Annotated in this window: 1 pseudogene; it reads left to right on the top strand. The window is 62.2% G+C overall.

The annotated features are described in order from the left end of the window. Window positions 1–252 precede the first annotated feature (252 nt). A pseudogene (locus tag AAFX91_RS42080) lies at window positions 253–851 on the top strand (transposase); the annotation flags it as partial.

The raw sequence follows: 851 nt of genomic DNA on the forward strand, positions 1-851 counted from the left end.
GGCTTCCTCCTAAAAGAAAGCCTTGAATCACGTTCAATCTGATTTGAGAATCCCAAGAGTCCACACGGCCTAGAGCGGCTGAGCTCCAACGAAACGAAAATCGCGCCAAGATCGGTGCGGATGGTGGTCGGGTGGGCGGATCGTCCGGTCGTATGCATGATCACCTTCGGGATGAGTGTTTAGGCAGCCTTATTCTGCAAGAAATACGACTGCAATCCACCCCATGGGATCTCTCGAGGAGAGCGATACGCCATGAACGAGACTAGCAATATTGTCCCGCTTCGTCAGCCCGACGAGATTGACGATCCACTGACCAATATCCTGCGTGCTGGTGCGCGGCAGCTTCTGGCGCAGGCCGTCGAGGTCGAAGTCGAGACGTTTCTTGCCACGGTGAAGGACTTGAAGCTTGCCGACGGACGCACCCGTGTCGTGCGGCATGGCTACGGCCCGGCGCGAACGATTGCGACCGGCATCGGTCCGGTCGAGGTGGCGCGGGAGAAGATTCGCGACCGCGGGGCAGTCGGCGACGGCGAGCGGATCCGGTTCAGCTCGGCGATCCTGCCGCTGTGGGCGCGGCGGACCAGAAGCCTGGATGGGCTGTTGCCGATTCTGTACCTGCGCGGCATCTCGACCGGCGATTTCCAGGAGGCGCTGACGGCCTTGCTGGGCAAGGACGCGCCCAACCTGTCGCCTGCGGTGGTGTCCCGGCTGACGGCCGAGTGGCAAGGTGAGTACGACGTTGGCAAAGGCGCGATCTGTCGGCGCGGCGATACCTGTACGTGTGGGCCGATGGCGTCTTCCTGCAGGCCCGCATGGAAGACCACGGCGAGTGCATGCTGGTGCTGATCGGC

The sequence above is a fragment of the Bradyrhizobium sp. 31Argb genome (assembly GCF_043638955.1).
GTDB lineage: Bacteria > Pseudomonadota > Alphaproteobacteria > Rhizobiales > Xanthobacteraceae > Bradyrhizobium.